Origin of the sequence: Enterobacter sichuanensis, assembly GCF_002939185.1 — a bacterium.
Taxonomy (GTDB): Bacteria; Pseudomonadota; Gammaproteobacteria; order Enterobacterales; family Enterobacteriaceae; genus Enterobacter; species Enterobacter sichuanensis.
Genome location: NZ_POVL01000049.1, coordinates 1 through 20,894, shown reverse-complemented (window position 1 = coordinate 20,894; position 20,894 = coordinate 1). Strand labels below are relative to the sequence as shown.

Below are 20,894 nucleotides of genomic sequence, written 5' to 3'. Positions count from 1 at the left end.
CTTGTTCGTCCAGTAAAGTGCCATTATTTCTAATAGAATCTATACATCTTTGCGTATAAGATTGTGTATAACTGAGTTCGATCTTTTTTCTATACACATGCTGCTATCTGACATCCAAATAAAACGAGCAAAACCAAAGGATAAGCCCTATACGTTGAACGATGGCATGGGGTTGTCACTTCTTATCGACACATCAGGCAGTAAAAGCTGGCGTTATCGCTACCGCTTTGCAGGCAAGCCGTAGATGATTTCCTTTGGCGTGTACGGTGATGTATCGCTTGCGCAGGCGCGTGCTAAACGCGACGAAGCTCGTTCGATGTTGGCCAAAGGGGTCAACCCCAGTGAAGCCAGAAAGGCAGAAAAAATTGCGTTACAGTTTGCTCATGCAAACAGCTTTGAATCTGTAGCGAGGGAATGGCACACATCCAAAACGGCAACCTGGTCTGAGGGCTACGCAAATGAAGCACTTAATTGCATGGAAAAAGATATTTTCCCGTTCATCGGCCAACGTCCAATCGAACAAATCGAACCTTTGGAGCTGCTCACCGTTCTGCAAAAGATCGAAAAAAGAGGCGCGCTTGAGCAAACCAGCAAAATACGTCGCCGCTGCGGTGAAGTTCTAAGATATGCAGTCGCTACCGGGCGAGCAAAGTATAACTTTGCCCCAGATTTGGCGATCGCACTCAACAAACCGAAAAAGCAGCATTTCCCTTTCCTCAGTGAAAGTGAGTTACCTACTTTTGTAAGCGCTGTGGAAAACTATCAAGGCAGTTTAGTAACCAAATATGCAACACAGCTACTGATGCTAACAGGGGTGCGCACAATCGAACTACGAGCTGCAGAATGGGTGGAATTTGACTTAGAAAATGCCTTATGGGAGATCCCCAAAGAGCGAATGAAGAAACGCCGTCCTCATCTTGTTCCTATATCTACTCAAGCGCTCAGCATCCTGAGGCAGCTGCAAGTAATTACTGGAAATTACAGCCATGTTTTCCCTGGCCGCAATGATGTCAGGAAGCCGATGAGTGAAGCCAGCATCAATAAAGTAATAAAGCTCCTTGGCTATCATGGCCGCTTAACAGGCCATGGATTCAGGCATACTATGAGTACTATTTTGCATGAGCATGGTTTCGAAAGCGCATGGATTGAAATGCAGATTGCGCATGTTGACAAGAACTCTATCCGAGGTACTTACAATCATGCGCTTTATTTAAGTCATCGAAAAACAATGATGCAATGGTATGGCAATTTTATATATAATTTTTCAGGCTCATTAGAAGATTAACTTATATGATGTTTAATCCATAAAATCAATGGATAATACCATGCTTCCTTCTTTGATGGATCAATCGCCATTGCAGCTAGAACTATTTGAACAAGAGCAAAAAACAATACAACCCAAGATAATCTCTTATTATATTTAACGTTGTTAACTTGGATTCTGTTCTCTGACAAGGAATATATTGCACCTGTAATCCCTTTTAATTTTTCCGATCTATCGGTTAGATTTTCAATCTGAAAACTAGCGTTTTCCAAGTATTCTTTTTTCAAATTAAAATCCATATCACTCTTTAATGACTTTAGCCACAGAAGTATTATTTCAAGTTGATAAGAAACTAAGAACAACCTTTCATGAAGCACCTCCAGCGAAAGGTTAGCTTTATGCAGTTTAGTATCATTTATATACTTACTAAGATAATCAATTTTCTTTCTTATAAGGAAAAGGGGAGTAATAGCCAAATGTGAATCTGAATTATAGATAATATCTTTTTTAAAATTATTATATTGATTCATTTTCTCTTCTGGAAAGCAATACAAATAGAACCAATCAAAACCTTTTATACTATGAAAATGTTCATTTATAAATGATTCTAGCCTATTGGTAGAAATTTTCGACTCCCAAAAAACCATCTGCCTTCTAATGTAGATATTTAAATTTCCATTATCACTTTTTGCATCACGATCAAAATATGGGGATTCTTGATTGAGGTAGAAATCACTTACACAACATATTTCGTCCTCCTGCTTATTAATTTTTATTTCTTTTAGCACCGCATAGATAAAATTCCTCGATGAATTTTCGATACAAACCATCTTATCCATCAAAATATCCTTGGAAAATTCGTGATAACTCTTTAACTTTAACCCTACATTCTTTCTTGAAAATATATTGAAGGTATCAAGCTCTAAGAAGTCATTCATCACAGGCACATTAACATGCTTAACTTCTCCCGAAACCTCCTCCTTAAGCATTATGTAGAATGTGAGGAAGGACAGCCCCGCTGAATATTTAGTAAGAGAAATATTAACACCATTAAAATATTCATCCTTAATGTAAAATGGATTAAACCCATCCGTGTAACCATCGTGATTTATTCTTATATAACCTATATTCACCCAACCTGAATTATTATCGAATGTTCTTGATTCAATACTCCTATTTCTTACTCCATCTACAAATAATGATTTTTTTTCAGCCCATTTTTTCAAGTTTTTTAATTCATCATCATTAATTAGCATTGAATAAGAGATAGCCTTCCAATGCAAATCCCCCTCGAACAGCGATATGGATGAATACTGGGGTTTTTCTTCCTTTTTCTTTTTCATCCACTCACTAGCCGAATTATGTTCTTGCGCATAAAATTGGAGATACCCAGGGACTAACTTAGGATGTTTGAATGCAAAGTCAATAATCCTCTGAGTGAACCTAGATCTGTTTATCTTGAATATTTGAGGTGTTTTCATATATTAATAACACTCCGTAGAAACAAATAACTTGTAACTGTTAGAACTTCGTACTATTTTTTTAAATTTAATTTCAGTGTTTGAAAAGTGAGCTTTCAACTCATCTAGCTTTGACATATCAAAACTATAACCTAGTATTACACAATCAAGAGCTTCTTCAGTATGCACCTCAACCTTGCTGACACTAGCTTCATTTTCAGCGATATCATTATGGATCAATCTTACCTCATCTTCATAAGCCCAACATGAAGATTTCCTAAAAATAATATCCCGCGATATATTTGAAAAATCGTCAACAGCAGAAATAATATCTATTGATGTATCATCATATACTACATCCCCATATAAATGAGGCTTTATATCATGCAATAAAATTTCTTTTTTATATCGCAAACAATAACCTCTATGAGAATCAGCGTAATGAGACCATAACAAATGATTTGTTGCATTTTTTGAAAAACAACATACAAAACTTCTTTGTAAAGAGGCAAATAAAATATCAATTATTGGTGATAAAGGATGTTCATTTATGCGCCCACTATTAACTAACTGTTGAGCCTGAACAATATAATTCAAAGCAGTGCGCTCAATTTGTTCTGTTGTTATTAATTTTGCATCGAGAAGTTTTTTTGCACTGGTATTTTTATGAATAAATGAAAGCATTGATGAACCAGACATAAGGTTTACTGGTACGTTCAACGTACAGTCAAATGGATCATTAAAATTCCGCCCCACAGAATACCAAATTTCGCGTTTACGTAACGATAAGAGGTTCCGTGCATTCATTTCCCTATATTTATATAAATACATATAAAGATCCTATCATGTACATTAAGCCTAGTACTGCCATGCTATGGTATTGTATTACCAATTTTTTGTTCAAGAAGAAAGTTTCTACCTCACCAAAATCGCACTACACCGCCCCCGCCTGCGGTTTTCAGATCGCCAAAATTTTTCAGTTGGAATTTTTACAAATGATAGCGCCAGACCGCGCCACAACAGGGGATCTACAGCGAGCATGGAACTGAAAAGAGTGAAAAGAATTTCAGCTTTTTTCAGTCTAGCTTTACTCCAAAATCGTAATGACTTGAATTAACTTATTGATAGTAAAGAGATATAAAATTTTAAGTGAGATTTTTCATGATAACTGACGGCACACTTGAAAATTAATCAGCTGATTCTTATAAACATTTTTGCTTAAGCAACTGAAATTTAATGAACCGAAGCCGGGAAAATTTTAGTTACTCCCGGCGAGCCGCTCACTGGTTCTCTTTGGCTACCAACAGGAGTTCTAATGCTTTTTGTCGCTCGTCCGGTGGCAGGGCATCCATTAGCTCTTTAATCCGTCCCTGGCCGCTCAAAGCGCTGGGACTAATCGTGTGTGAGAAGGAAACGTTCATCACAAACGTATGCCCACACTCCACATTTGAGCAATAACAGTAGACATCTGATAATTTGGGGTGCTTTCGGTTTGTTTTCCTCACTGTTGCCGCAGACATACACTCCGGACAGTAAATGGAGGCTGGAGGCGTTATAGAATGAGTTCAGATCTGATGAAAGCACAAGCTTTAATACATATGTATATATAAGTATAATTCAATATACAAACAAAAAAAGCATCCTTATTTTCAAAGAAGAAATCAGCAGGTTTCATTCATGCAGGGACACCATCTTTTCCGCACAACGATAAACCGGCACGCGCCGTGTCGTTCCGGTCAGATTGTCAAATACCTCTGTTTCAGCCGTTGCAATCCTCATCCCCGACTTTCTCAGACGCGACACCTCGGCGGCAATCCGCTGGATGCCAAACCAGAAAAGCGCATCCAGGGCGGTCACGTCCAGCCCGCTCAACAGCGCTCGCTTCAGACGTTCGACGGGAGACTTAATCTCTTTCGCAATAAGTAAAAAAGGTTCCGCGGTCTGCCGGGCCGCCCCCAGTCGCCGGATACGGGTAGACAGACGGTACTGAAAACTTTCCGGAACATCGCTCAGATCGGTTTTCACGCTCCAGACACAGCCGAAGCGTTTCCCGTTAAACAGGACATTTTTCTGGCTGAGCTGGAGCTCATGACGCAGTCCAGCAATTAACTGGGGCGTGCGAACAAGCAGCAAGCGGAATGGCAGCTCAAAGCTGGTCACGTAATCGACATTGAGCAAAGCAATACGCAAGCGCTCCTCTGCCCCGGCTTTACTCTCCCTGCACTCGCGCAAAACATCACTCCACTGCTCTGTAAGGCGAGGGGATTCATTTACTTCCGTAAAACTGTACTTTTCAATCTGATAATCGATCCGCTCAGTCACCCGGTTATTCCTGTCAGTTACGTTGTCGTCCTGAAACAGACTTTACCAGCCTCTATTGTTACGCTCCAGAGCTGACGCAAGACAATGTTGAGAACGATAAAAACTGCAAAATCAAGCACCTTTCATTCTGCCGCTTTTTTAATCAAAAACGAGTAATAGCACATATCGTATAACGGTGCTACATTACGCCGCCCACCCAAATCAGCAGTGGCCAGGTAACGCCGTAAAGTTCGGTAAAGCCTGCAACCATCACCTTGAAGAACGGTCTTATCGGCACGTCGTATCGCAAACTCTGCGCTACCTTTACAGGCTTCATATAGGTTTCACTATTTTGTCTCAATCCAAATTTCAACGTGCGTTCTTACACCCGCGTTACTGGTTTACCTGGTTTGGTCTTGGCGTTCTCTGGCTGCTGGTTCAGCTTCCCTACCCCGTTCTGCGTTTGCTGGGGTCGAAGCTGGGCAGCGCATCCCGCTATTTCCTGAAACGTCGCGAATCCATCGCGCGTAAAAATATTGAGCTTTGCTTTCCACAGTACAATGCCGAGGAACGCGAGAAGCTCATCGCTGAAAACTTCAAGTCTATCGGCATGGCGCTGCTTGAAACCGGTATGGCCTGGTTCTGGCCGGATGAACGTGTCCGTAAATGGTTTGACGTGGAAGGGCTGGATAACCTTAAACACGCGCAGATGCAAAAACGCGGCGTAATGGTTGTTGGCGTTCATTTTATGTCGCTGGAGCTGGGTGGCCGCGTGATGGGACTTTGTCAGCCCATGATGGCCACTTATCGTCCTCACAACAGTCCGCTGATGGAGTGGGTACAGACGCGTGGCCGCATGCGTTCCAATAAGGCGATGATCAGCCGTAACAACCTGCGCGGTATGGTCGGAGCGCTGAAGAAAGGTGAGGCTGTCTGGTTCGCCCCCGATCAGGATTATGGGCGCAAGGGCAGCAGCTTCGCACCGTTCTTTGCGGTTAAAGACGTTGCGACGACCAACGGCACCTTTGTGATTTCGCGTCTGTCGGGTGCCTCCATGCTGACCGTGACCATGGTGAGAAAAGCGGATAATTCAGGCTACCGTCTGCACATCTCTCCTGAAATGGCTAACTATCCACAAAACGAGTGCGAAGCCGCGGCATTTATCAATAAAGTCATTGAAACTGAAATCATGCGTGCGCCAGAGCAGTATCTCTGGATGCATCGTCGATTCAAAACGCGTCCTCTTGGCGAAGCCTCGCTCTATATTTGATCGCTTTATAAAGGTTAGTTTCGCTAAGAAACTAACCTTTTCAAACACCTGTCATCACACCGCACTCCCCGCGTTCATTGCGTCGCTCAAAGTGATTTTATTGCGCGACGAAATCAAACTGTCGCCGTTCCACGACACCCGTAACTATCGGAATTTATTTAAAAAAATCCCTCTTGCCACCCCCCATTTTTAGGCGTACATTAGCGCCGTCTGGCATCAGGAAAGCACAGAATTCTGAACTGGAGTTGGCGGCGTAACGGGAAAATTCTCATTTCCGTTTTGACCGGATTTCAGTTCTCTATAATCAGGTGGACTCTGTTTTTAAATGCGTACCACAAGATACGCGGAGCGATGAAACGTGAAATATTTCTTTATGGGCATTTCGGTGATTGTTTTAGTCTGGGCCGGAACCTTCGCCCTGATGATCTAGTGAAGAACATGCTGTCAAAAAAACAGGAGCCATTGGCTCCTGTTTTTTTATGTCATGACGACGCGGGGGTTTCAGCAACGCTCTTTGAGGAGAGTAGACCGTCGGCGCGGAACATACTCTTGATGCCTCTTACCGCCTGACGAATACGGTCGCTGTTTTCAATCAGGGCAAATCGCACATGGGTATCGCCATAATCACCAAAGCCAATGCCCGGTGACACACAGACCTTTGCATCCTGGAGCAGTTTTTTGGCAAACTCCAGCGACCCCATCGCCGCATACGGCTCCGGAATTTTAGCCCAGACGTACATGGACGCTTTCGGCATTTCTACCATCCAGCCCGCTTCATGTAACCCTTTGACCAGCACGTCGCGACGGCGCTTATACTGGGCAGCAATATCATGAACACATTGCTGATCGCCTTCCAGGGCAGCGATAGCCGCAACCTGTAGCGGCGTGAAGGTGCCGTAGTCGTGGTAACTCTTAATACGCGCCAGTGCACTCACCAGCGTTTTGTTACCCACCATAAAGCCAATACGCCAGCCCGCCATGTTGTAGCTTTTCGACAGGGTGAAGAACTCTACCGCCACGTCACGCGCGCCCGGGACCTGCATAATGGATGGCGCTTTCCAGCCATCATAGACGATGTCAGCATAGGCTAAATCGTGCACAACCAGCACGTCATAACGCTTCGCCAGCGCAACCACTTTCTCGAAGAAATCGAGCTCCACGCACTGAGCCGTTGGGTTCGACGGGAAACCAAGGATCATCATCTTGGGTTTCGGATAGCTTTCGCGAATCGCACGTTCCAGTTCGTTAAAGAAATCGACACCTTCCACCAGCGGCACCGAACGGACCTGCGCCCCGGCAATCACCGCGCCGTAGATGTGGATTGGGTAGCTGGGATTCGGTACCAGCACCGTATCGCCATGATCCAGGGTAGCCAGCATCAGGTGTGCCAGCCCCTCTTTCGAGCCGATGGTCACAATGGCTTCACTTTCAGGATCGATATCAACCTGATAGCGATCCTGATACCAGCGCGAGATCGCGCGACGTAACCGAGGAATACCGCGAGACGTGGAGTACCCATGTGTATCCGGACGCTGCGCTACCGTGCAGAGTTTCTCTACAATGTGCGCTGGCGTTGGGCCATCAGGGTTACCCATACTAAAATCGATAATATCTTCGCCGCGCCGACGTGCAGCCATCTTCAGTTCAGCGGTGATATTGAAAACATAAGGGGGGAGACGATCGATACGCGTAAAACGGCGTTCAGGACTGAATTCAGCCATAGATTCCTCAGATTAACGTTAGCGCCCGGACCGTCCGAGCGACGCTGCCACTGATGTGGCATGTTTAGAAAATAACCTGAAAAAATTCATGCTGTCGAGAGGGAAATGAAAAAAAAGCGTTCGCACAAAAACCGGAACATTGCTGTGGCTAAAAGCGGAAGCCTTTGTTTCAGGACTGTCTTTCTGATAGCTGTTATTTAACACGATGATATCAAAAAAGTTACCTGACGCCGGTCCAACAATCGCAAGTCAGGACGCATCAATCCTCATCCGATAATCCCCTTTGCAAATTATGGTTTTTCCTCATTTGATAAACCTGACGGATAGCTGGTCAATACGCGCCAGGTTTTTTATCATGGTTCTTTCCCGTTTTCCCAGGTCTGCTCGTGCACGAAATATTCACTATGCTGCTGGCGGTATTTGACCGTGCGGCATTAATGCTGATTTGCCTGTTCTTCCTTATTCGCATTCGCCTGTTCCGCGAGCTGTTGCACAAGTCTGCACACTCGCCTAAGGAGCTGCTGGCCGTTACCGCCATCTTTTCGCTTTTCGCCCTGTTCAGCACCTGGTCCGGCGTGCCGGTAGAGGGTTCGCTGGTTAACGTGCGCATTATCGCCGTGATGTCAGGCGGAATTTTGTTTGGCCCGTGGGTGGGCGTTATCACCGGTCTGATTGCCGGGACCCATCGCTACCTGATTGATATCGGCGGCGTAACGGCGGTGCCGTGCTTTATCACCAGCATTATCGCCGGAATACTGTCCGGCTGGATCAGCCGCAAAATCCCGAAAAAACAGCGCTGGCGCGCCGGGATTGTCGCGGGCATGGTATGTGAAACGCTGACCATGATCCTGGTGGTCATCTGGGCCCCCACCACCGCGCTGGGGCTGGATATCGTCTCGAAAATCGGTATTCCTATGATCCTCGGAAGCGTCTGCATCGGTTTTATCGTGCTGCTGGTGCAGAGCGTTGAAGGGGAAAAAGAGGCCAGTGCCGCGCGTCAGGCCAAGCTGGCGCTGGATATTGCCAACAAAACGCTGCCGCTTTTCCGCCACGTGAATGCCCAATCGCTGCGTCAGGTCTGTGAGATTATCCGCCACGACATTCATGCCGATGCCGTCGCCATCACCAATACCGACCATGTGCTGGCCTACGTCGGCGTGGGGGAGCACAACTATCGCGACAATGATGACACCATCAGCCCCACCACCAGGCAGGCGATCAACTACGGTAAAATCATCATTAAAAACAATGATGAAGCCCACCGAACGCCGGAAATACACTCCATGCTGGTGATCCCGCTGTGGGAGAAAGGTGTCGTAACGGGCACGCTGAAAATTTATTACTGTCACGCGCATCAGATCACCTCCTCTCTGCAGGAGATGGCCATTGGCCTGTCGCAGATTATCTCCACCCAACTTGAGGTCTCGCGGGCAGAACAACTGCGTGAAATGGCAAATAAGGCAGAGCTGCGCGCGTTGCAGAGCAAAATCAATCCTCATTTCCTGTTTAACGCCCTGAATGCCATCTCCTCATCCATACGTCTTAATCCGGACACCGCCCGCCAGCTGATTTTCAACCTGTCGCGCTACCTGCGCTACAACATCGAGTTGAAAGATGACGAGCAGATCGACATCAAAAAAGAGCTGTATCAGATCAAAGACTACATCGCGATTGAGCAGGCACGCTTTGGCGACAAACTCACGGTTATTTACGATATTGATGAAGAGGTCAACTGCGTGATCCCAAGCCTGCTTATTCAGCCGCTGGTCGAGAACGCGATTGTCCACGGTATTCAGCCCTGTAAAGGCAAAGGCGTTGTGACCATCAGCGTCACCGAAAGCGGTAACCGCGTGCGCATTGCCGTGCGCGATACCGGCCACGGGATTGATCCAAAGGTCATTGAGCGCGTGGAGTCTAACGAGATGCCCGGAAATAAAATCGGCCTGCTGAATGTGCACCACCGGGTGAAACTGCTTTATGGCGATGGACTGCATATTCACCGTCTTGAACCGGGCACCGAAATTGCCTTTTACGTCCCGAATGAACGCACTCCCGTTCATACATCAACATCACTGTTACCGCTGGGTGAGTAATATGAAAGTCATCATCGTAGAAGATGAAATTCTGGCTCAACAGGAGCTAAGCTGGCTTATCAAAACCCACAGCCGGATGGAGATTGTGGGGACCTTTGATGATGGTCTGGACGTACTGAAATTTCTGCAGCATAACCGGGTCGACGCCATTTTCCTGGATATCAATATCCCGTCGCTGGACGGCGTATTGCTGGCGCAGAACATCAATCAGTTTGCTCATAAGCCGTTTATTGTTTTCGTCACCGCCTGGAAAGAGCACGCCGTGGAGGCCTTCGAGCTGGAGGCGTTTGACTATATCCTCAAGCCTTACCAGGAGTCGCGAATAGTCAGCATGCTGCAAAAACTGGAAGCCGCATGGCAGCAGCAGAGCGCCCCCGCCACCGCCAGCCCAACGGTGCGGGAAAACGACACCATCAACCTGGTGAAAGACGAGCGCATCATCGTGACGCCGGTCAACGATATCTATTACGCTGAAGCCCATGAAAAAATGACGTTTGTCTATACGCGGCGGGAATCGTACGTGATGGCGATGAACATCACCGAGTTTTGCAGCAAGCTGCCCGCGGCACACTTTTTCCGCTGTCATCGGTCGTTCTGTGTGAATTTAAACAAGATCCGCGAGATCGAACCGTGGTTTAACAACACCTATATTTTGCGCTTAAAGGATCTGGATTTTCAGGTGCCGGTGAGCCGCAGCAAGGTGAAAGAGTTCCGTCAGCTGATGCATCTGTAAAAGCCCCTCTCCCGGGGGAGAGGGCTGTGTCGTCAGAGGATTTGACCGAGAACCTGACGCAGGTGGGCACCCGAGCCAAGCAGGCCAGGGTTGTCATGCACAATAAGATAAACAGGAATGTCCTGTACGTAGCTTCTGAAACGCCCTTTATCTTCAAACCCGCCGCGGAAGCCGGATGCTTTGAAGAACTCCAGGAAGCGCGGCACGATGCCGCCGGCAATGTAGACGCCACCAAAGGTACCCAGCGTCAGCGCCAGGTTGCCGCCAAAACGTCCCATGATTACACAGAACAGCGACAGCGCGCGACGGCAGTCAATGCAGCTATCAGCCAGCGCGCGTTCGGTGACGTCTTTCGGCTGCAGATTTTCCGGCAGACGACCGTCCGATTTCACGATCGCCCGGTACAGGTTCACCAGCCCCGGACCGGAGAGGACGCGCTCGGCAGAAACGTGGCCGATCTCAGCGCGTAACTCTTCGAGGATAATCCCCTCTTCTTCACTGTTTGGCGCAAAGTCCACGTGACCGCCTTCACCCGGCAGGCTCACCCAGCGCTGGGCAACATGCACCAGATGCGAAACGCCCAGGCCCGTACCAGCCCCGTAAACCGCAATCGGCTTGCCTTCGACCGGTTCGGAGCCGCCAAACTGGATCAGATGCTCAGGCTTCAGCATCGGGATCGCCATGGAGACCGCGGTAAAGTCGTTGATGATTTCAAGATGCGCAAAACCGAGGTTTTTTTTCATCTCAGCGATGGAGAATGCCCAGGTATGGTTGGTCATGGCGACCCAGTCACCGGTTATCGGGCAGGCAATCGCGATGCAGCCATCTTCGACGCTGACCTGATGCTCTTCCAGATAGACGCGGACAACGGCCTCAAGGGAGGGATAATCCAGCCCCGAGTAGGTTTTCGCCCGGGAAATTTCACCGCTACTTACATCGCACAATGCGAGGCGTGCGTTCGTGCCGCCCACATCACCTACCAAAGCATACTTTGTCATTCTTCTACTGCTCCGCTAAAGTCAGAATAAATCTTTTGGGACACTGTAAATTCAAGGCGTGATAACAACAACGACCGGAAGGTGAATGCCCGTGGATTATCGATCTTCGTCACAGAATAACTTTACCGTTTCAGCACCTTTTGCACTATTGCCATAAGGCTTAATGTGCAAAGTAACGTCATTGCGTTTTGTACAAGGAAATCATCATGCTCCACCCGCGAGCCAGAACCATGCTGTTGCTGGCCATTCCGGCGTTAATCATTGGTGTGGTCTCAAGTCTGGTGCTCATTGTCGTGATGAAAGTCGCGTCGGTGCTGCAAACCATGTTATGGACGGCGCTTCCAGTAAAACTGGGGGTCGCCGCTGATTCGCCTGCGTGGATCGTCATCATGCTAACGCTGACCGGTGTTGCGGTAGGCTTGGTGATCCGTTTCAGCCCCGGGCATGCCGGGCCTGACCCGGCGCAGGAGCCTCTGATTGGTGCCCCGGTGCCCCCTTCAGCGCTGCCAGGGCTTATTATTGCCTTGATTATGGGCCTGGCAGGCGGCGTCAGCCTGGGCCCTGAGCACCCCATCATGGCGGTGAATATTGGGATGGCGGTGTTCCTCGGCTCACGCATTTTGCCCCGCGTAAGCGCGCTGGACTGGACCATTCTCGCCTCCGCAGGCACCATCGGGGCGCTTTTCGGCACGCCTGTTGCCGCCGCGCTGATCTTTTCTCAGACGCTCAGCAGCAATAATGATGTTCCGCTCTGGGATAAACTCTTCGCCCCGCTGATGGCCGCCGCCGCCGGGGCGTTGACGACCAGCCTGTTTTTCCATCCCCATTTTTCACTCTCCCTGCCCCACTATGGCCAGATGCAGATCGCCGATATTTTCAGCGGCGCCATCGTGGTCGCCATTGCCATCGCACTGGGAATGGTGGCGGTATGGTGCCTTCCACGCCTGCACCGTCTGGTGCATAAGCTCAAACACCCGGTGTTGATTCTGGGAACCGGCGGTTTGATTCTCGGTATTTTAGGTGCCATCGGCGGGACGGTAACGCTGTTTAAAGGTCTGGATGAAATGCAGCAGCTGGCTTTCAGCCAGGTGTTTAGCGTGTCCGATTATCTGCTGTTTGCGCTGATAAAACTCGCCGCGCTGGTGGTGGCTGCTGCCTGTGGTTTCCGCGGTGGACGCATCTTCCCGGCGGTGTTTATCGGCGTTGCGCTGGGGCTGATGCTGCATGAACATGTCGATGCCGTACCGGCGGCGATTACCGTCTCCTGTTCGATTCTGGGGCTGGTGCTGGTGGTGACGCGCGATGCCTGGCTGAGTCTGTTTATGGCCGCCGTGGTGGTGCCGGATACCACCCTTATCCCGTTACTGTGCATCGTGATGTTGCCCGCCTGGCTCCTGCTGGCGGGCAAACCGATGATGATGGCCTGGCGAAACGACAGGTAATCAGGCGCTATTGCGCGCCTCCAGCGCCCTGGTAATCGCCCCCAGCAGCGGCGGGATGTCCGCTTTCGGCAGCATCACTTCAACCAGCGAGAGCCGCTCGTGGTGCGCCACTTTTTCGAGGACGTCCGCCAGTTCCTCCGCTTCACTGACCCGCCAGCACTGGGCCTGAGGATCAAGGCTCAGTGCCTGCGGAATTTGCGTCCAGTTCCAGAGCGCAATGTCGTTATACCGCTGCTCAGGCCCGTGGATCGCCCTTTCCACCGTGTACCCTTCGTTGTTAAGCACCAGAATGATGGGGTGCTGTTTATCCCGCAGCATCGAGCCGAGCTCCTGAATGGTGAGCTGCGCCGCGCCATCTCCGGTCAGCACGATTACGCGCCGGTTCGGGCAGGCCGTTTGCGCACCAAATGCCGCCGCCAGCGTGTAGCCAATCGACCCCCACAGCGGCTGAACGATAAAATTCACGTCTGCCGGAAGGCGAAGATCGATCGCGCCGAAGGCCGATGTCCCCTGATCGGCAAGAATGATGTCCCCCGGGCGAATAAACGTCTGTAGCGTTCTCCAGAAATTCTCCTGCGTCAGCGAGCCGTCCGGCTGCGGGTAGGCCATCGCGCTTTGAGACGACGGTGCAGGCGTGCCGTGTACGTGCTGCTTGCACAGGTCCATCAGCGTCTCAATCGCCTGATGCATTGAAATGCCGGTAAACCAGATATCACCGACGCGGGCGGCATGAGGCTGGACTTCAATGGTTTGCGCCGGGGTTAACTGGTGGGTGAAGCCAGCGGTCAGGGTATCGGTAAATCGCGTCCCGATGCACAGCACCGTGTCCGCCCCTTCAATGGCCTCTTTCACCGCGCCGGCGCTCGCCGAACCGCTGTACGTACCGTAAAAACCCGCGTGACGTTCGTCAAAAATGCCCTTACCCATCAGCATGGTGGCGTGCGCCATCGGCACGTCTTTGACCCACTTCTGCAGGGCATGTTTCAGGCCATGGCGCAGGACAAGGAAATCAGCCAGCAGCGCGGTACGCTTGCTCATGGCCAGCTTGTTCTCGGCGGCATCGCGGAACGCCTTCAGGCAGGCACTATCGGCATGCGCATGTCTGAGAGTGAGAGCGTTTACAGGCGGGGTGGCAGCCTTTTTAGCCACATCAGCAGGCAGCATCAGGTAGCCTGGGCGGCGCTCCCGGAGCATGGTGGTCAGTACCCGGTCTATCTCATAACAGGCGTTTTGTTCGGTCAGGATCGCCTGGGCGGCAGTGATCGGCTCGCTCATATGGTAAAAGTGACGGAACTCGCCATCACCCAGCGTATGGTGCAGCAGTTCCCCTCGTTGCTGCGACGCCGTCCCCGGCGCGCCCACAATATGTAATACCGGAACGTGCTCAGCATAGCTGCCAGCGATGCCGTTCATGGCGCTTAACTCTCCGACGCCGAACGTCGTCAGCAGCGCGGCGAAGCCCTTACATCGGGCATAGCCGTCAGCGGCATAAGAGGCGTTTAATTCATTGGCACAGCCCACCCAACAGATATCCGGGCTGTCTATAACGTGGTCGAGAAACTGCAGGTTGTAGTCGCCTGGCACGCCAAACAGATGATCGGCTCCACACTCTGTAAGACGGTCCAGCAGGTAATCGGCGACGCAGTATGGGGTACGCATGAACAGGTATCCTTCTAATGTTGACCTCACTTTGAGTATTAAAGAAGCGTGATGACTGTCCAGAATCGGCAGTAAGAAGAGCATGGAAAGAATGCTTTACAAAAAAGGCTGCGCTATGCTGTTTTTTTTCAGGTAAATGTAAACGCATACACTGATCCTTCTCTCCAGCGCCAGAGGTCACCAGAATGGGTTATCAGCCGGACCAAAATCGTTATCAGACAATGGAATATCGCTGCTGCGGACGAAGCGGGCTTTCGTTGCCCGCCATCTCGCTTGGGCTGTGGCATAATTTTGGCGACGCCACGCTGTTGGAAAACAGCCGTCAACTTTTACAGCGTGCGTTCGATCTGGGCATTACGCATTTCGACCTTGCCAACAACTATGGTCCGCCACCCGGATCCGCCGAACGTAATTTCGGCCGTATTTTGCAGGAAGATTTCCTGCCCTGGCGCGATGAGCTCATTATCTCAACCAAAGCAGGTTATACGATGTGGGAAGGCCCTTACGGCGACTGGGGGTCACGTAAATATCTGCTGGCAAGCCTCGATCAAAGTCTGAAGCGCATGGGGCTGGAGTATGTGGATATCTTCTATCACCACCGTCCAGACCCACAAACGCCGCTGCAGGAAACCATGAAAGCGCTTGACCATGTGGTGCGTCAGGGAAAAGCCCTGTATGTCGGGTTATCCAACTATCCGGCTGTTCTGGCTCGCAAGGCGATTGATATCCTCAACGATCTCGGTACGCCCTGTCTTATCCACCAGCCAAAATACTCCATGTTTGAACGTGCGCCGGAAGCGGGGCTGCTGGAGGTGCTGCAGGAAAAAGGGGTCGGCTGCATTCCCTTCTCGCCGCTCGCCGGCGGGCAACTGACCAACCGTTATCTGAACGGTATTCCCGCAGATTCACGCGCGGCAAGCGACAGTAAGTTCCTTAACCCTGAGCAGATCACCGAAGAGAAACTGGAAACGGTAAGAAAGCTCAATGCCATGGCGGAAGGCCGTGGTCAGAAGCTCTCGCAGATGGCGCTGGCCTGGATATTACGCCACGACGCGGTCACGTCTGTTCTGATTGGTGCCAGTAAAACCACACAGATAGAGGATGCGGTGGGCATGCTCGTGAATCGCCATTTCAGCGCAGAAGAGCTGGCCACCATTGACGGGATCCTGAACGGCTCAAAATAGATACACTTTTAGCAAAAAGTGCTATCCCTTTTGAATTCGGAGTTGAGGCGATGAAACGAGACTTTACCAACTCGTAAAATTGCGTTAACAGGCCCCACAAGGCCCCGATCGTGAAGGAGAAAGAGTATGTTCAGGTCACTGATTCTTGCAGCGGTATTACTGGCTTCGGCCCCGCTGGTCGCCACTGCTGGCGAAATCACCCTGTTGCCATCAGTAAAATTACAAATTGGCGATCGTGACGACTACGGCAGATACTGGGACGGTGGCTACTGGCGCGACCGTGATTACTGGCATCGTCACTATGAGTGGCGCGGCGATCGCTGGTGGAAACATGATAATGGTTTGCATCGCGGCTGGTATAAAAACAACGCCTATGAGCGCGGTTATCGCGAAGGCTGGAACGACCGTGATGACCGCCGTGGCGGCTGGGATCGCGGCGGTAAAGGTCACGGTCATGGCCACGGTCATGGCCGTCACTAATCTAAAAAGGAGCCTCCCGGCTCCTTTTTTTATAACCCTAGTGCCGTCCCTATCAACAACCACAGGTTCAGCGCAACGACCACAACCACAATGGCCCACCCGGTCCTTTTCACCAGCGTTGAGTTAACCAGCTCACCCATCAGGGTTTTGTTGCTGGTAAAGATCAGCAGCGGCACCAGCGCCAGCGCAATCCCAAAACTCAACAGCACCTGGCTCATCACCAGAATTCGCGTGGGATCGAGCCCCATCAGAATTACGATAAATGACGGCAGCATGGTGACGGTACGACGCACCCACAACGGAATATGGAACCGGACAAACCCCTGCATGACCACCTGGCCTGCCAGGGTGCCCACAACGGTGGAAGAGAGACCGGCAGCCACCAGGCTCAGTCCAAATATCGTCGCGGCAGCATGGCTCAGTAACGGCTCCAGGGTGAGATAAGCCTGGTCGAGATCGGCAATGCCGGTATGGCCGTTAAAGTGGAAAGCGGCAGCGGCGGTCGCCATCATCGCCAGATTCACAAACCCGGCGATGGTCATGGCGATGGCCACATCCCATTTTGTCGCGGAGTAACGCTCTTTCCGCGTCCCGCCGTGCAGATGCTGCGTTAATGAGGAGTGAAGGTAAATCACATGCGGCATAATGGTCGCACCCAGCACCCCGGCGGCGAGGAACACCGCTTCCGAGGTTGGCAAATCTGGGATCAACATCCCTTTACCGAGCTGCGCCAGATTTGGCTGGGAGAAAATCAGCTCGACAATATACGCCGCCGCGACAAACAACAGCAGACCGCCGATGACCTTCTCCAGCGGTTTTTGACCACGACGCTGCAGCATCAGGATCAGGAACGTGGCGATCCCGGTCAGCACCGCCCCCTGTAGCAGCGACACGCCCAGAATCAGTTTGAACCCGATCGCCGCGCCGATAAATTCAGCGAGGTCCGTTGCCATGGCGATGATTTCTGCCTGCACCCAGTAAAGCCAGACGGCCGGACGCGGGTAGTGGTCGCGAATTTGTTCCGCCAGGTTTTTACCGGTGGCAATGCCCAGTTTTGCGGAGAGCATCTGAATCAGCATCGCCATCAGGTTCGCCCAGACGACCACCCACAGCAGCTTATAGCCGAAGCTGGCCCCGGCCTGAATATTGGTCGCAAAGTTACCTGGATCGATATAGCCAATGGCAGCAATGAACGCAGGTCCCATTAATGCGAACCGCAACTTGCGCGCTGCTCTGCCACTGCTACCCTCTACGCGACTGTTTGTCATGTCTGCCTCTGAAATATAGCCTTTGCTATGTTTAATGCTACCAAAATGAGAATGATTATCAAGATCATTTATGACGTTTACAGTGATTTCTCTGATAGCTTTGAACGATAGACGGGCGGGTAATCGGGGGCGATCTAACAGAAACTGAAATCGCGCGCTCTTTTGTGAAGACTAGCACACAAACTTAACTTTTCACTCATTTACCTAACATAACGAAAATGTATTGTGGATCACTATTTTTGAGACTCGTCACAGGATGTAACTATAGTGTGCCCTTGATCTCGTTTTCTTTTCCCTTGTTACATAGAATGTGCACGAAAATTAAACCTGCCTCATATTTGGAGCAAATATGGACCGCGTCCTTCATTTTGTCCTGGCACTTGTTGTCGTTACTGCACTCGCATTGCTGGTCAGCACAGACCGCAAAAAAATTCGTATTCGTTATGTTGTCCAACTGCTGGTCATTGAAGTTTTACTTGCGTGGTTCTTCCTGAACTCCAACGTAGGCCTTGGCTTCGTGAAAGGCTTCTCCGAAATGTTCGAAAAACTGCTCGGATTCGCCAATGAAGGAACGAACTTTGTCTTCGGTAAGATGAACGATGAAGGTCTGGCATTCTTCTTCCTGAAGGTGCTGTGCCCTATCGTCTTCATCTCTGCGCTGATCGGTATTCTGCAGCACATCCGCGTTCTGCCGTTTGTGATTCGTGGCATTGGCTTCCTGTTATCCAAAGTCAACGGCATGGGTAAGCTGGAATCATTCAACGCCGTGAGCTCCCTGATCCTCGGTCAGTCTGAAAACTTCATCGCGTATAAAGATATTCTCGGCAAGATGTCCCGCAACCGCATGTACACCATGGCGGCCACCGCAATGTCTACCGTATCCATGTCTATCGTGGGCGCGTATATGACCATGCTGGAGCCAAAATACGTGGTTGCTGCGCTGGTTCTTAACATGTTCAGCACCTTTATTGTGCTGTCGCTGATCAACCCGTACCGCGTTGACGCCAGCGAAGAGAACATCCAGATGTCAAACCTGCACGAAGGTCAGAGCTTCTTCGAAATGCTGGGTGAATATATTCTGGCTGGTTTCAAAGTGGCGATTATCGTTGCCGCCATGCTGATCGGTTTTATTGCGCTGATTTCTGCACTGAACGCCCTGTTCGCCGCGGTGCTGGGTATCTCCTTCCAGGGCATTCTGGGCTACATCTTCTACCCGGTTGCATGGGTGATGGGTGTTCCTGCTCACGAAGCGCTGCAGGTGGGCAGTATCATGGCGACCAAACTGGTTTCTAACGAATTCGTTGCGATGATGGATCTGCAGAAAATTGCCAGCACGCTTTCTCCACGCGCGGAAGGCATCCTGTCCGTGTTCCTGGTCTCCTTCGCGAACTTCTCGTCTATCGGTATCATCGCCGGTGCGATTAAAGGTCTGAACGAAGAACAGGGTAACGTGGTTTCTCGCTTCGGCCTGAAACTGGTTTACGGCTCTACCCTGGTGAGCGTTCTGTCTGCGTCTATCGCAGCACTGGTACTGTAACCTTTACTGTTAAACAAAAAACCGGGAGCCTGCTCCCGGTTTTTTTATGCCTGTAACTCTTCCAATGGTCTGGGTTTGCCGATCAGATAGCCCTGCAGATAATCCACACCGCAGCGAAGCAGCATCTCCCGCTGCGCCGGTGTTTCGACGTATTCCGCAACGACGCACAGTGATTTGGTCTTCGCCAGATTACACATTGACTGCACGATCATCGCATCCATGTCATCTGTACAAATATCTTTCACAAAACAGCCGTCAATTTTAATGATGTCCGCCTGCAGACGTCGCAAACGCTCATAGTTAGCGTAGCCGGTACCAAAATCATCAATCGCAATCCTGAAACCGTAATCCCGCAGTTGCTGAATATTGTTGATGCTGCTGCCTGAATTTGAGAAAGCCTGTTCCTCCGTAATTTCAATCACGACAGCCTGCGGCGCGACGCCATACCGTTCAAAGAGCGCACAAATCTCGCCAGCGACCTCTTTTTGCATCAGCGTCAGCGGCATCAGATTGACCGAGAAGCGGGCACCGGCCTGCGTTTCAGGATTGGCGCGCAGCCACATCAGTAGCTTTTCCATAATGCACATATCGAACCGATGGCTCAGGTTAAACTGGGCAATCAATGGAATAAAGCGATCGGGGGTAATGATCTCCCCTTCACTTTCCATGCGCGCCAGGATCTCGTTGTACCCACTCCCGTCCGCCTTCTGGATGGGCTGCGCGTATAAATGGAACTGCCCTGCATCCAGCGCATGCTTAATCCGCGCGAGCATGAGTACGCGTTCGGTCGTTTGCCCTGATGCCGCTTCCAGGCTGTTAGTGAGCGCAAGCACGTTGTGCGCCCCGCAGGCCTGCTCTGCCAGCCAGCTCAGCTGGCCCAGCGTGTGATGCAGCTTTTCGCCGTTTTCGACCATTCCCCAGGATGCGCCAAATTCAATATCCAGCCCGGTGTTGTTCCAGAAAATCTTACTGCTGTTGAGCCGGTCGACCATAGTCTGAAGGCGTTCAGCAATGTCTGACCCGAGCAATACCAGCACCAGCTCGCTTCCGGGCAACTGGAAGATCATCTCATCCTTCTGCAAAAGCGGCTGAAGCGACGTGGCAATCGTTCGTTTGCAATGCACCCGCATGAGGATCCCGTAGTGGCGGCTCAAAAACTCCAGGTTGTCCATGCGCAGAATGCACACTTTGGCAGCCGGGTGGATCTCAAGATAATCCTCCAGCGCACGAATATTGGGCAAACCGGTTAACGGGTCGGTGAGCGCCCTTCCCTGCCAGCCCCGCTTCAGCCACTCGCTGCGCTGGTAAATGCGCGACATATACAGCAGACAGATGGCGAAAGAGATCAACACGGAGAGGATGAAGGAGAGCGAATGGCCCGATTCCACCCCGTTAAGGAAGTTGTAGTTGTAGTTCAACAGCAGGAGCGCTGATGTGGCCCAAAGCAGAGAGATAAGCGCGTAGGTCAGGCGACTTATCGCTAG

At 50.4% G+C, this 20,894-nt stretch carries 18 protein-coding genes and 1 pseudogene; 9 read left to right on the top strand and 10 right to left on the bottom strand.

The genetic code is table 11. From position 1 onward, the window contains the following. Window positions 1-97: 97 nt before the first annotated feature. Window positions 98-1,285: pseudogene (locus C5687_RS19025) on the top strand (tyrosine-type recombinase/integrase). On the opposite strand, the gene C5687_RS19020 reads toward C5687_RS19025, so the two are convergent. The 5 genes from C5687_RS19020 to C5687_RS24750 form a co-directional block, all read right to left on the bottom strand. After that, the gene (locus C5687_RS19020) at window positions 1,282-2,745 is read right to left on the bottom strand and encodes a hypothetical protein (RefSeq protein ID WP_104557567.1); all 1,464 of its coding nucleotides are present in this window, start codon (window positions 2,743-2,745) and stop codon (window positions 1,282-1,284) included. The pseudogene C5687_RS19025 and the gene C5687_RS19020 sit on opposite strands and share 4 nt — an antisense overlap. A 3-nt stretch (window positions 2,746-2,748) precedes the next feature. Continuing rightward, a complete protein-coding gene (locus C5687_RS19015; protein ID WP_158252225.1) occupies window positions 2,749-3,423 on the bottom strand; it encodes a DUF2971 domain-containing protein in 675 nt (224 codons plus the stop codon). Between the two features lie 581 nt (window positions 3,424-4,004). Next, window positions 4,005-4,244 carry an Ogr/Delta-like zinc finger protein gene (locus C5687_RS19010; RefSeq protein ID WP_104557565.1) on the bottom strand — a complete coding sequence of 80 codons (240 nt, stop codon included), beginning with the start codon at window positions 4,242-4,244 and terminating at the stop codon, window positions 4,005-4,007. Between the two features lie 151 nt (window positions 4,245-4,395). Further along, complete coding sequence (locus tag C5687_RS19005; RefSeq protein ID WP_104557564.1) at window positions 4,396-5,046, bottom strand: ECs1377 family protein; 651 nt, start codon at window positions 5,044-5,046, stop codon at window positions 4,396-4,398. 178 nt (window positions 5,047-5,224) lie between these two features. Continuing rightward, a complete protein-coding gene (locus C5687_RS24750) occupies window positions 5,225-5,362 on the bottom strand; it encodes a hypothetical protein (protein ID WP_154219997.1) in 138 nt (45 codons plus the stop codon). Window positions 5,363-5,374: 12 nt separating this feature from the next. On the opposite strand from C5687_RS24750, the gene lpxP reads away from it, so the two are divergent. Together lpxP and ypdK are read left to right on the top strand one after the other, a co-directional pair. Further along, window positions 5,375-6,295 (top strand): kdo(2)-lipid IV(A) palmitoleoyltransferase, encoded by a 921-nt coding sequence (gene lpxP, locus C5687_RS19000; protein ID WP_025757136.1) that lies wholly within the window; start codon window positions 5,375-5,377, stop codon window positions 6,293-6,295. Window positions 6,296-6,653: 358 nt separating this feature from the next. Continuing rightward, window positions 6,654-6,725, top strand: a complete 72-nt coding sequence (ypdK, locus tag C5687_RS18990; RefSeq protein ID WP_099458937.1) for a membrane protein YpdK — start codon at window positions 6,654-6,656, stop codon at window positions 6,723-6,725. A 52-nt stretch (window positions 6,726-6,777) separates the two neighbouring features. Here ypdK and alaC read toward each other — a convergent pair whose 3' ends face one another. Beyond that, the gene (alaC, locus tag C5687_RS18985) at window positions 6,778-8,016 is read right to left on the bottom strand and encodes an alanine transaminase (protein ID WP_025757135.1); all 1,239 of its coding nucleotides are present in this window, start codon (window positions 8,014-8,016) and stop codon (window positions 6,778-6,780) included. A gap of 386 nt (window positions 8,017-8,402) precedes the next feature. On the opposite strand from alaC, the gene C5687_RS18975 reads away from it, so the two are divergent. Both C5687_RS18975 and C5687_RS18970 read left to right on the top strand, forming a co-directional pair. Further along, window positions 8,403-10,109 (top strand): sensor histidine kinase, encoded by a 1,707-nt coding sequence (locus tag C5687_RS18975; protein ID WP_104557561.1) that lies wholly within the window; start codon window positions 8,403-8,405, stop codon window positions 10,107-10,109. A gap of 1 nt (window position 10,110) precedes the next feature. Next, window positions 10,111-10,842, top strand: coding sequence for a LytR/AlgR family response regulator transcription factor (locus tag C5687_RS18970; protein WP_045285806.1), 732 nt, complete (start codon window positions 10,111-10,113; stop codon window positions 10,840-10,842). A 32-nt stretch (window positions 10,843-10,874) separates the two neighbouring features. Here the strand turns inward: C5687_RS18970 and glk are convergent, their stop codons facing one another. After that, entirely contained in the window at window positions 10,875-11,840 is a 966-nt protein-coding gene (glk, locus tag C5687_RS18965) for a glucokinase (RefSeq protein ID WP_104557560.1), read from the bottom strand. Between the two features lie 206 nt (window positions 11,841-12,046). Between glk and C5687_RS18960 the strand changes: the two genes are divergently transcribed. Beyond that, complete coding sequence (locus C5687_RS18960) at window positions 12,047-13,282, top strand: ion channel protein (protein ID WP_047959168.1); 1,236 nt, start codon at window positions 12,047-12,049, stop codon at window positions 13,280-13,282. Here the strand turns inward: C5687_RS18960 and ipdC are convergent, their stop codons facing one another. Further along, window positions 13,283-14,941 carry an indolepyruvate decarboxylase gene (gene ipdC, locus C5687_RS18955; RefSeq protein ID WP_104557559.1) on the bottom strand — a complete coding sequence of 553 codons (1,659 nt, stop codon included), beginning with the start codon at window positions 14,939-14,941 and terminating at the stop codon, window positions 13,283-13,285. It lies immediately after the preceding gene. 185 nt (window positions 14,942-15,126) lie between these two features. On the opposite strand from ipdC, the gene mgrA reads away from it, so the two are divergent. Next, window positions 15,127-16,125 carry an L-glyceraldehyde 3-phosphate reductase gene (gene mgrA, locus C5687_RS18950; RefSeq protein ID WP_104557558.1) on the top strand — a complete coding sequence of 333 codons (999 nt, stop codon included), beginning with the start codon at window positions 15,127-15,129 and terminating at the stop codon, window positions 16,123-16,125. A gap of 126 nt (window positions 16,126-16,251) precedes the next feature. After that, window positions 16,252-16,605 carry a DUF2502 domain-containing protein gene (locus C5687_RS18945; protein ID WP_045285811.1) on the top strand — a complete coding sequence of 118 codons (354 nt, stop codon included), beginning with the start codon at window positions 16,252-16,254 and terminating at the stop codon, window positions 16,603-16,605. A 29-nt stretch (window positions 16,606-16,634) separates the two neighbouring features. Here C5687_RS18945 and C5687_RS18940 read toward each other — a convergent pair whose 3' ends face one another. After that, complete coding sequence (locus C5687_RS18940) at window positions 16,635-17,873, bottom strand: Nramp family divalent metal transporter (RefSeq protein ID WP_025758760.1); 1,239 nt, start codon at window positions 17,871-17,873, stop codon at window positions 16,635-16,637. Window positions 17,874-18,222: 349 nt separating this feature from the next. On the opposite strand from C5687_RS18940, the gene C5687_RS18935 reads away from it, so the two are divergent. After that, on the top strand, window positions 18,223-19,410 hold the full coding sequence (locus C5687_RS18935) for a NupC/NupG family nucleoside CNT transporter (protein WP_008501591.1): 1,188 nt from the start codon (window positions 18,223-18,225) through the stop codon (window positions 19,408-19,410). A 44-nt stretch (window positions 19,411-19,454) separates the two neighbouring features. On the opposite strand, the gene C5687_RS18930 is transcribed toward C5687_RS18935, so the two are convergent. Then, window positions 19,455-20,894: EAL domain-containing protein (locus C5687_RS18930; RefSeq protein ID WP_146086294.1), on the bottom strand; the 1,440-nt coding region annotated here is incomplete at its 5' end.

Excerpts from the sequence above, each read along its gene's own strand:
- alaC (WP_025757135.1), bottom strand. The coding sequence starts at position 8,016 with ATGGCTGAATTCAGTCCTGAACGCCGTTTTACGCGTATCGATCGTCTC.
- C5687_RS18945 (WP_045285811.1), top strand. The coding sequence starts at position 16,252 with ATGTTCAGGTCACTGATTCTTGCAGCGGTATTACTGGCTTCGGCCCCG.
- C5687_RS18960 (WP_047959168.1), top strand. The coding sequence starts at position 12,047 with ATGCTCCACCCGCGAGCCAGAACCATGCTGTTGCTGGCCATTCCGGCG.
- C5687_RS19015 (WP_158252225.1), bottom strand. The coding sequence starts at position 3,423 with ATGTCTGGTTCATCAATGCTTTCATTTATTCATAAAAATACCAGTGCA.
- C5687_RS18940 (WP_025758760.1), bottom strand. The coding sequence starts at position 17,873 with ATGACAAACAGTCGCGTAGAGGGTAGCAGTGGCAGAGCAGCGCGCAAG.
- mgrA (WP_104557558.1), top strand. The coding sequence starts at position 15,127 with ATGGGTTATCAGCCGGACCAAAATCGTTATCAGACAATGGAATATCGC.
- C5687_RS24750 (WP_154219997.1), bottom strand. The coding sequence starts at position 5,362 with ATGAAGCCTGTAAAGGTAGCGCAGAGTTTGCGATACGACGTGCCGATA.
- ipdC (WP_104557559.1), bottom strand. The coding sequence starts at position 14,941 with ATGCGTACCCCATACTGCGTCGCCGATTACCTGCTGGACCGTCTTACA.
- C5687_RS19020 (WP_104557567.1), bottom strand. The coding sequence starts at position 2,745 with ATGAAAACACCTCAAATATTCAAGATAAACAGATCTAGGTTCACTCAG.
- C5687_RS18935 (WP_008501591.1), top strand. The coding sequence starts at position 18,223 with ATGGACCGCGTCCTTCATTTTGTCCTGGCACTTGTTGTCGTTACTGCA.
- C5687_RS19010 (WP_104557565.1), bottom strand. The coding sequence starts at position 4,244 with ATGTCTGCGGCAACAGTGAGGAAAACAAACCGAAAGCACCCCAAATTA.
- C5687_RS18970 (WP_045285806.1), top strand. The coding sequence starts at position 10,111 with ATGAAAGTCATCATCGTAGAAGATGAAATTCTGGCTCAACAGGAGCTA.
- glk (WP_104557560.1), bottom strand. The coding sequence starts at position 11,840 with ATGACAAAGTATGCTTTGGTAGGTGATGTGGGCGGCACGAACGCACGC.